The organism is Pseudarthrobacter sp. DSP2-3-2b1, from assembly GCF_049895945.1.
Taxonomy (GTDB): Bacteria; Actinomycetota; Actinomycetes; order Actinomycetales; family Micrococcaceae; genus Arthrobacter.
On sequence record NZ_JAFCTI010000005.1, the window covers coordinates 117,652 to 126,668 of the forward strand.

A 9,017-nucleotide genomic window follows, 5' to 3' on the forward strand; every position below is an offset into this window, starting at 1 on the left:
AGGGTGACCGCTCAACCACGAGGGTCGATCGGAGTGATAATTCCCAGCCTGTCCTCGATTGCGGCCGCGGCGTCCAGGCACAGGTCTTCCCGGAACCGCGGCCCGATCAGCTGAACCGCCTGCGGCAGCCCCTCCCCGAGGCCTACAGGCAGAGCCACGGCAGGCAGGCCCAGGGCGTTGACCGCCATGGTCAACCGCATGCCCCTGATTGTTTCAGCGACCTTCCCCTCGTCGAGATCGGTACCGGCCTCGAAAGGAACGCCGGTGTAGACGGGTCCGGCGATCAGGGGATGGGATTCCTGGAACTCGCCCCAGGCGCGCAGCAGCGACTGCCGCGTCATGAAGCTTTGCAGCGTCGTGACCGGGTCGGAGGGTCCGGCGATCTCGTAAAAGGCCGAGAAAAACCGTTGCGTAGGCAGCGGAAGCGTCGGGCCCATGGTTTCCCATAGGGCCTGGACCTCCGCCGTGTTCAGCATGGCCAGGAGAGTCCTTGCAGCCTCGTCGATTGATGGCGGTTCCACTTCCTCGACGGCGTAGCCCGCATCCCGGAGGGCTTGGGCTGCCCTGGCAAGGCCGTCCTGCACCTGCTTGGCGGTCCCCTGGCCGCAGGGATCCATAACGAGTGCGACGCGGATGGGCTTACCTGGATCGGGCCCTCGGAGCGGGGCAGGCACTGACCACGGATCGCGCCAGTGCGGCCCCGCCATGATTTCGAGGGCGATCCTCAGGTCTGCGATCCGCCGGGCCAGTGGGCCTTCCACATCTGTCAACTGGACGCCGATCGGCACCTCGGCCGGTTCGATCGTGGCGTGTGGGATGCGGCCGAAAGTGGGCTTCAGCGCGGTGATGCCGCAGCATTGTGCTGGCCACCGGAGCGATCCCAGGCCGTCATTGCCCAGGCCCAGGGGTGTCATGCCGGTGGCCAGCGCTGCCGCCTCGCCTCCGCTGGAAGCACCGGGCGTCCGCGAGCGATCCCAGGGATTGACAGTGGCACCCCACAGCTCGCTCTCCGTGTGCCACCGCACCGCGAGGCTCGGGCAGTTGGTCCGCCCGAGCGGAATGGCGCCTGCCCCTCGCAGGCGCCCGACCTGTGGCGCGTCCTGCGAGGGATACGCGTCTGACAGCGCCCGGAGACCGGCGGTGGTCGGGGTGCCGAGGAGGTCGATGTTGGCCTTAACCGTGAAGGGGACCCCGTGCAGGGGAGGCAACTCGGCCCCCTGGGCTGTGGCCTGGTCGGCTGCTGCTGCAGCGGCCAGGGCATCCTCTGCCAGCACAACAGTGACGGCGTTGACTGCTGGATTCACCTGGGAGATCCGCCGCAAATGCGACTCCACCACTTCCCGGCTGGAGGCCTGCTTTGACCTGATAGCCCCGGCCAGCTCACCGGCGCCCATGCGCCACAGGTCCGAGCCTGTGACAGCCATGTCCATCACCTGCCTCGGGAGCATCGTTGGTCCGTTGTGGGAATCGCGGCGAGGCCTTCAGTATCGCTTCTGACGGGAAGCTTGTACATGGGAGTTCCGGAGGGCAGCGGTGGGTTGGGTCCAATGACTCTGGACCTGCCGGTCAACTCCCCCAGACGATGGACAGGAGGGGGTGCATGTGGAGAGAATCACCGCTGAAGACCGGCTTACTCTCTGGCCGGACGAGCTGTGGCCCCAGGACGTCGGCGCACTGGCAGTCATCGACGGCGCGGCGTTTCTCGGAGCAGACGGGGGCTTCCGTCTCGCCGCCGCCCGGGAGGCTGTCCAGCGGCGGCTCCACCTGCTGCCGCGGTTCCGCCAACTGCTCTTCACGCCCGCAAGGGGTCTCGGTTGGCCGGTGTGGGTGGACGATCACCGGTTCAGCATCGAGCACCACGTCAACATCGCACCGGTGCCTGCTCCGGGAGATGAAGCTCAGCTTTTGGAGACCGTCGAACGCCTGCGCCGTTGCAGATTGGACCGGGACCGCCCGCTCTGGGAGATGTGGTTCCTGCCCGGGCTGCCTCAAGCCCGCGTGGGTCTGTTCATCAGGCTGCACCATGTAGTGGCCGACGGCATGGCAGGGGTCGCAGACCTTGCCGCGTTCCTCGATGTCAGCCCGTCCGCCGAGCCTCCTGATTCACCCCCGTGGAGTCCTGCAGCATTGCCCTTTGGGCGGGATCTCATCATCGATAACCTCCGGCGCAGCGCGGCCGGCCTCACACATTCGCTGACCAGCATCGCCGACCCTGTGGGTGTGCTGCGTCGCGCCCGGACGGCTTGGCCCTCCCTGCGCGAACTGTTGGCCGAAGAACCTGGACCCCGCACAAGCCTCAACCGCGTGACCGGCGCGGATCGCAGATTCGGCCTGCTCCGCGCTGACCTCGAACCGGTCAGGCGCATCGCCCACGCCAACGGCGCCACAATCAACGACGTCCTGCTGACGATCACCGCCGGTGGCCTGCGGGGCCTGCTCCAAAGCCGGGGCGAGCCCGTACAGGGAGTGGCCCTCCCGGTCTATGTGCCGGTCTCCCTGCGAACCACCCAGGGTGCACCGAAAGTGGGCGGGAACCTCATCACGCAGATGGTGGTCCGGCTCCCGGTCAGCCCCGGCGATCCCGTGCTGAAACTTCGGCACATTGCGGCTGAAACCGGCAGGCGAAAGGCCATGGCACGCCCATCACTGGGAACCACCTTCCGCAGCCGGCTGGTGGGTGCGGTGCTGCTGCGGCTCATCATCCGCCAACGGATCAACCTGGAAACCGCGGACCTGCCCGGGCCGCAACGGCAGCTCTACTTCGCCGGGTCCCCGCTGCTCGAGGTCTTCCCGCTGTTGAACCTGACCGGCAATGTATCCCTCGGTGTCGGCGCGATGTCATACGCCGGTCAGTTCAATGTCATGGTGGTTGCCGACGGGACTGGCTATCCGGACCTCAGCGAGTTCATCGCCGCGGCCCGGACGGAACTGCGGGTACTCCTGGCCGCTGCGGCCTAAGCTGGTCTCGTGACTGCGACGCCCTCCCCGAGCCCCCTTGACGTCGTCATCCATTCAGGGCCGGCCGACTGGTGGGTGATCCTGGCCGGACTGGGGCCGCTCGCCGTCCTGATTGCGGCCCTCCTGGCTTTCTATATCAACTGGCGGACCCTGAAACAGCGAACCACCGCAGATAAGACCACCCTGGAACAGAAGCGCGAAGCGGATGCCCAGGCCCTGCAACAGAAGACCGAGGCGGACAGCCGGGCTGAGTGGTGGCGCCGGACCCAGTGGGCCTTGGACCGTGCGCTGGACGAGGATGAAGGGACCAAGGCCCTTGGCCTGGCGACCCTGGACGTCCTGGCCCGCAGTGAGCTGGCACGCAAGGAAGAACTCGAGCTTTTCGACATTGCCTGGAAAAACGTCTCCGGTGACGAAAACGGGGAACCCGATGGCGCCGTGGTCGCAGCGGGCTTCGGGGAAGTGGAGGGCGTAAACGAAACGGCAGCCGGGGCGGGGAACTCGGGCGGGCTCCCCGCCGATGCCGTGGACTCCGGCGATTACATGGGCGACAATGGAACGACATATGAGGACGAGGCCAAGGAGGTTGGACCATGAGTGCAGGCACATCTGAACACCGGTACATCCATACTCCCCGGAACGCCTCCCCCGCGCCGGCCAAAAAGGTCTCGCCAGCCGAGCACCGCGTTCAAGTGGCCGCAGCGAGGCTGCGCGTGACCCTTGATGAACGTCTCGGGCGCGAAACTCCGGCCAAGACCAAAGCCCTGGCAAAGGAACCCATTTAGCCCAGCCCGCCTGAGACGGCCCACAGCAGTATGGCGATGACAAATACAGCCGCGCTGACAATCTTTGTGGAGTCCGCCATGTCAGGGCCTCTTCCCCGGTATACGGAGCCGTGCAGCCCTGAGGTTCCGGGTGTGGAGAACGACGGCGAGAATGATCAGCGGAACGTGGATCGCCGGCAGGTTGTGCGCGAACCACTTGGGCAGATAGATGTCCGTCACGGAACCTGTGGGGTCACCCAGGCGCCGCGCGAGGGGCGTCAGCGGGCAGTGGAAACCATTGGCGGCAAAGATCAGGGTTTCGCCGGCAACCACAGCTGCGGCTTGACCCGCCCTCCGGTCAGATTGCCCCCGGATCCCGGCGTACAGCACGAACACCATGCAGGCCTCGATCGTAAACCAGGCAAACGTGTGAAATACCTTGACAGCTTTCAGCGCCAGGCGATGTTCGGTCATATCCCCACTGAAACACCTGCCTCCGAAGCTTGAGCAGGGTCTTTTGTCCTCTTGTGCGACGGAATCAACACGATCCATAGTGGCCACATACAGCAAGGTGCTGGTCTGTTTTTGCAGTCCATAACCAAGGTCGCGAGGTCACCATCATGGACAGCCAAAAGAGGTTGTTTCCGTCCGTGTCGCCCTCGGCGGTCCCCGGGGGCGCTGCCAATTCCCGGTTCGGCCGCCGCGTGGCCCTGGCAACGGCTTTGGTGACTGTCCTGACGTTCGGACTGGCCCTGACCGCCCTGCCGGACAAGGTCCCCTATCCGTTCACGAGTGAGGTGATATCCGATCAATGGCCGGGCGACTACTACTGGCTGTTTCCGGCCATGATCCTGATGCTGCTCTTCGTGGCACTCGTGGCGGCTGTGCATGAACACACTCCGCCGGACCGCAAGGTCTACAGTCTGCTGGCCCTGGCCGTGGCGGTCATTGCAGCTGCCGTTCTTCTGATCGACTACTACATCCAGGCCACGGTTATGCAGCTTAGCCTCGAAAAGGGGCAGCTCGACGGATGGGCCATTTTCAGCCAGTACAACCCGAACGGCATCTTCATCGCCCTCGAGGAGCTTGGCTACCTGCTGATGAGTGTGGTGTTCCTCTGTCTGGTTCCGGCGCTGGGCAGCGGAACCCGTCTCGAGAAGAGCCTGCGTTGGCTGTTTCTGCTGAGCTTTGCAGCCGTTCTCCTGGCGCTCGCCGTAGTATCAGCCCTTCTTGGCATCGACCGGGGCGACGTCTTCGAGATTGCCGTCATCAGCATCGTCTGGCTGACACTGATCGCGGCAGGACTTCTCCTGGCCCGCCTTTTCAAACGTGACTTCTCAGCAGGCGAGGCCTCCGCTGAATCCTGACGGCACTATTGCACCGCCACGGCAATGACGACTGCGTTGATCAGGAGATTCAGCACCAGCCAACGGTGGAAGTAGAGGGCGGTGAGCACCAGGGATATCACCGCCCCGGTCACAGCAGCTGCCGGCGCCCATGCGGCGCCGGTCATCACTGAAATCCCCGCGGCAACGAATGCGACGGCGGCAGCCACCGCGAGTGCCACGCTGAGCCGCCTCGCCGCCTTTTCCATTCCAAGCCGCGCAGCGATCCAGGAGCGGCGGGGATCGAAGGGCGCCTTGGCGGGATCGAAGGGCGTACACCACAGGCCCAGGTGAACCAGCCCGTGGGCCACCAGGAACAGCACTACAATCCAGGTCATGCCACTTCCCCCTCCCACGCTCCGTGCGGACCAACGCAGAGGGACCAGCGCTGATCAGTGCAGCTCAATGCAGCTCAATGCAGCTCAGTACGGCTCAATGCAGGAGCCAGGATCCGTCCGATGGGGGCTCCGGCTGATGCCGCCGTAGTTTCCGGATCAGAATGAGGAAGGGCCAGGCCACCAGCTGCATGAGGCCTGCCGTGATCAGCAGACCAACGAAGAGGAGCAGAACCGGCGAGTAGATGAGAAACACAGCAACAACGGCGGCAATGTACCCGCCGATCAAGGCGCTGATCGTCCCGGCGTCCATCGCAAAACTCCCATGTCCCTTCAGTCGTCGAAATGGATCTTGACCGGGTGCGCGTTCCCGGCAGTGGCAATAATTTCCGTAGCGAGATCGCGGATGCTGACGTTGCGGGTCCGCGAGGCCCGGAACAGCCATTCGAGCGCCACGTCCTGGCTGCAGTGTTCCTGCCCGATGATCACACCAACGGCGATATCAATAGGCGGGCGCGCAGCCATCACCGCCCGCAGATTTTGCTCGGTTTCCCGCAGGGTGGCGATCCGAAGGACAAGTCGCAATCCCTTCGATGCGTCAGCAGCCAGGGCATGCGCGCTGGCAATGGCGTCCCTGCCGAACCCATGGGGCCGCAGGCTGTAGAAGCTCATGGCAGCACTGGCTTCGCCTTCCAGCTGAACCGGCAGCGCCAGGACTGAGAGCACCTTCTCGCGCCTCGCCGCGTCGATGAAGCTCGGCCAGCGCTCTTCGGATCTCAGATCCGTGACAAGGACCATCGCCTCGTCCAGGGCAGCCGACAACCCAGGTCCCTCGCGGTACCGGGTCTGGACGTCCTCCAGGCCTCGTGTGGGTTCTTCGGAGCCGCCTGTGTGGGGGATGCCGGAAGCTCTGAGCACCGTCATTCCGCAGGAGACGTCCCCGGAAACGAAGGCCTGTTGCCCAGCGCAGAAAACCGCAAGGTCTTTAAGGAAGCCGGAAAGGTCCGCACAATCCAGGACAAGGTCCTCGACATGACGGGTGATGTCGGCGGCGGGATAGGAGAGGGGAACTCGGGCAGACATGGGCAACCTTCCGGATGCTGGGATCCAACCCAGTCTTAACTGGCGTCCGCATTCTGCCTAACGGTCTTCCCAGCCTACTCCCTTCTGCCCGCCCGCGAGGAAGTACGGACCCCCTATTGCTGCAGCTACGGACCGCCGGGCTGCGTGGGCCGAAACCTCGGCGTGGATCATTTGGCGAGGGTCCCCCTCGCCCGGGCGTACACCTTTACTGACGCAGGTACAAGGGACCATCGCCCGGTCATGGGGCATACCCTGACTGCTACATTGGCACGGCCAAGGCAACGCCGGCTTGGCAGATGCCGGTCAATCCGGAAGGACGCACCATGCTCTCTGACACTTCCCGCCCCATCATCCAGGCAACGCTGCCCGTGGTTGGTGCAAACATCGAAGAAATCGCCAAACGGTTCTACAAACACATGTTCGAGGCGAGGCCGGACCTGCTGGACGGTCTTTTCAACCGGGGAAACCAGGCGGACGGCCGGCAGCAGCAGGCACTGGCCGGATCGATCGCTGCGTTCGCCACCCTCCTCCTGGAAAAACCGGATCAGCTGCCTGACCATCTGCTGTCGAGGGTTGCCCACAAACACGTCTCACTCGGCCTGGCCCCGGACCAGTACCAGATCGTCCACGAACACCTGTTCTGGGCCATCGTTGATGTACTGGGGGATGCAGTGACGCCGGAGGTGGCGGCTGCCTGGGACGAGGTCTACTGGCTGATGGGCAACCTGCTGATCAACCAGGAACGCGGCCTCTACAACGCTGTCCACCTTTCGCCGGAAACCATCTGGCGGACCTGGCGCGTGGCCGAGCGCATTCAGGAGACGGACGACGTCGTCACTTTCGTGGTGGAGCGTATTGACGAACGGGAAGTGAAGCCGTCGCTGCCCGGACAGTATGTGACCATCAAGATGCTCATGAAGGACGGCGTGCACCAGCCGCGGCAGTACAGCCTCACCCGTGCGGACGACGGCCGTCACCGTCATTTCGCCGTCAAAAGGGTTCACGGGCTCAGCACTCCCGACGGCGAGATGTCCAGCCTGCTGCATAACGATGTCAAGGTGGGCGATGAGGTGGTGCTCTCCGCTCCGTTCGGCGACGTGGTGCTGGAGTACACCGACCGGCCGGTGGTGATGGCGAGCGCCGGCATCGGCATCACGCCCATGGCCGGAATGCTCTCGCACCTTGTCAAGGCCGGGTCCCAGCGCCAGGTAATGCTCCTGCATGCCGATGACAGTGCGGACTCGTTTCCACTCCGCAAGCAGGTCAGCGAGGACATCGGCGCGTTGGCCGAGGGCTCCATGCACAGCTGGTTCCTCAATCCATCCAATGGCGGCAATGCGGGCGGCTCCGCGTTCACAGGGTTCATGGATATCAATGCGGTGGAGCTGCCGATTGACGCCGAGTACTACCTCTGCGGCCCGCTGCCGTTCCTGCAGGCAGTACGGAGCGATCTCATCGCCAAAGGGACGCGCCCCAAGGACATCCAGTACGAAGTGTTCGGTCCGGATCTCTGGCTGGCTGACTACCAGTAAATTCGACGACGGCGTGCGGTCACCTTCCGAAGCCGGCTGGGGATAGTCTCAGACTGCGACAGGAGGGACATGATGGCTGCAGTATTTCTTGGCTGGAACCCGGACCGGTGGACAGGGTGGAACTACCGCGCCGTCGTCGAGGAGGTTGCCGACTCCGGCCAGCACGTTGAACGGTGGAGTGTTGGCCGCCGCCGCAACATCAAGCCCGGGACGGAGGCCTGGCTCGTGCTGCAGGGCGGCAGCGACGCAGGCCGTGGACTGATCGGCCACGGGACCGTGGTCTCGGAGACCTTTGAAGCCGAACCGTCCGGTGCGCCGGCGGCGCCCGAGACATACGTCAGTGTCGCCTTCGATGCGCTGCTCCCCCTTGGGGAGCAGATCCAGCCGGGAACCCTCGTTGCCGCTGTCCCCGGCATACGGTGGCAGGGCAGTAACCGGCGCACCGCAACGCCGGTCCCGCCGTCGTCGGAGCCTGGCTTACGTCAGCTCTGGCGGGAACAGGGGCCGGCTGCAGTGGACCCCGCCTGTGTGGTTCCCGGCACCTACCCCCGCGAAGCGGTAAGCCGGATTGAGGTGAACCGCTACGAGCTGGATCCGGGTGCCCGCCGGATGTGCCTTGCCTTCCATGGGACCTCGTGTGCTGCCTGCGGCTTTTCCTTCGAAGCCACTTATGGCGTGATGGGCGAGGGTTTCATCCACGTCCACCACACGGTGCCGGCTTCCCTGCTGGGAATCAGTTACCAGCTGGACCCGGTAGCGGACCTGGTGCCGCTGTGCGCTAACTGCCACGCCATGGCCCACCGTGGAGTCAGCACCCCGCGGACCGTCCCGGAACTTCGAAGCGTCATCGCAGCCTCGGGCCATGTGCGTGGCGAGACCGTCAGTGAGCAGGCCCTCGAAGCCCAGGAGAACGCGCGGCGCATCCTCGAAACTCACCATGAATGACGGCCCCAGCGCGGC

At 64.6% G+C, this 9,017-nt stretch carries 11 protein-coding genes; 6 read left to right on the forward strand and 5 right to left on the reverse strand.

The features are described 5' to 3' along the window. Positions 1 to 11 precede the first annotated feature (11 nt). Positions 12 to 1,424: an amidase gene (locus ACP7AX_RS08270; protein WP_426226074.1), complete on the reverse strand. Its 1,413-nt coding sequence runs from the start codon at positions 1,422 to 1,424 to the stop codon at positions 12 to 14. Between the two features lie 178 nt (positions 1,425 to 1,602). Between ACP7AX_RS08270 and ACP7AX_RS08275 the strand changes: the two genes are divergently transcribed. The 3 genes from ACP7AX_RS08275 to ACP7AX_RS08285 are packed head-to-tail and all read left to right on the forward strand — an operon-like array spanning position 1,603 to position 3,743. Next, positions 1,603 to 2,958 (forward strand): wax ester/triacylglycerol synthase domain-containing protein, encoded by a 1,356-nt coding sequence (locus tag ACP7AX_RS08275; protein WP_426226075.1) that lies wholly within the window; start codon positions 1,603 to 1,605, stop codon positions 2,956 to 2,958. Between the two features lie 9 nt (positions 2,959 to 2,967). Beyond that, positions 2,968 to 3,555 (forward strand): hypothetical protein, encoded by a 588-nt coding sequence (locus tag ACP7AX_RS08280; RefSeq protein WP_426226076.1) that lies wholly within the window; start codon positions 2,968 to 2,970, stop codon positions 3,553 to 3,555. Next, positions 3,552 to 3,743, forward strand: a complete 192-nt coding sequence (locus ACP7AX_RS08285) for a hypothetical protein (RefSeq protein ID WP_131684001.1) — start codon at positions 3,552 to 3,554, stop codon at positions 3,741 to 3,743. Before ACP7AX_RS08280 ends, ACP7AX_RS08285 begins: the two co-directional genes overlap by 4 nt. An 81-nt stretch (positions 3,744 to 3,824) precedes the next feature. Here the strand turns inward: ACP7AX_RS08285 and ACP7AX_RS08290 are convergent, their stop codons facing one another. Continuing rightward, positions 3,825 to 4,196, reverse strand: a complete 372-nt coding sequence (locus tag ACP7AX_RS08290; RefSeq protein ID WP_426226077.1) for a hypothetical protein — start codon at positions 4,194 to 4,196, stop codon at positions 3,825 to 3,827. Between the two features lie 146 nt (positions 4,197 to 4,342). Between ACP7AX_RS08290 and ACP7AX_RS08295 the strand changes: the two genes are divergently transcribed. Beyond that, complete coding sequence (locus ACP7AX_RS08295; protein WP_131683999.1) at positions 4,343 to 5,089, forward strand: hypothetical protein; 747 nt, start codon at positions 4,343 to 4,345, stop codon at positions 5,087 to 5,089. Between the two features lie 5 nt (positions 5,090 to 5,094). On the opposite strand, the gene ACP7AX_RS08300 is transcribed toward ACP7AX_RS08295, so the two are convergent. The 3 genes from ACP7AX_RS08300 to ACP7AX_RS08310 all read right to left on the reverse strand — a co-directional run bounded on the left by ACP7AX_RS08300 (position 5,095) and on the right by ACP7AX_RS08310 (position 6,525). Continuing rightward, positions 5,095 to 5,445, reverse strand: coding sequence for a hypothetical protein (locus ACP7AX_RS08300; protein WP_131683998.1), 351 nt, complete (start codon positions 5,443 to 5,445; stop codon positions 5,095 to 5,097). A gap of 94 nt (positions 5,446 to 5,539) precedes the next feature. After that, positions 5,540 to 5,755 (reverse strand): hypothetical protein, encoded by a 216-nt coding sequence (locus tag ACP7AX_RS08305; protein WP_426226078.1) that lies wholly within the window; start codon positions 5,753 to 5,755, stop codon positions 5,540 to 5,542. A 20-nt stretch (positions 5,756 to 5,775) separates the two neighbouring features. After that, positions 5,776 to 6,525 (reverse strand): ANTAR domain-containing protein, encoded by a 750-nt coding sequence (locus ACP7AX_RS08310; protein ID WP_131683996.1) that lies wholly within the window; start codon positions 6,523 to 6,525, stop codon positions 5,776 to 5,778. Positions 6,526 to 6,848: 323 nt separating this feature from the next. Between ACP7AX_RS08310 and ACP7AX_RS08315 the strand changes: the two genes are divergently transcribed. Together ACP7AX_RS08315 and ACP7AX_RS08320 are read left to right on the forward strand one after the other, a co-directional pair. Further along, positions 6,849 to 8,057, forward strand: coding sequence for a globin domain-containing protein (locus ACP7AX_RS08315; RefSeq protein WP_131683995.1), 1,209 nt, complete (start codon positions 6,849 to 6,851; stop codon positions 8,055 to 8,057). Between the two features lie 72 nt (positions 8,058 to 8,129). Next, positions 8,130 to 9,002 carry an HNH endonuclease gene (locus tag ACP7AX_RS08320; RefSeq protein WP_426226079.1) on the forward strand — a complete coding sequence of 291 codons (873 nt, stop codon included), beginning with the start codon at positions 8,130 to 8,132 and terminating at the stop codon, positions 9,000 to 9,002. Positions 9,003 to 9,017 lie beyond the last annotated feature (15 nt).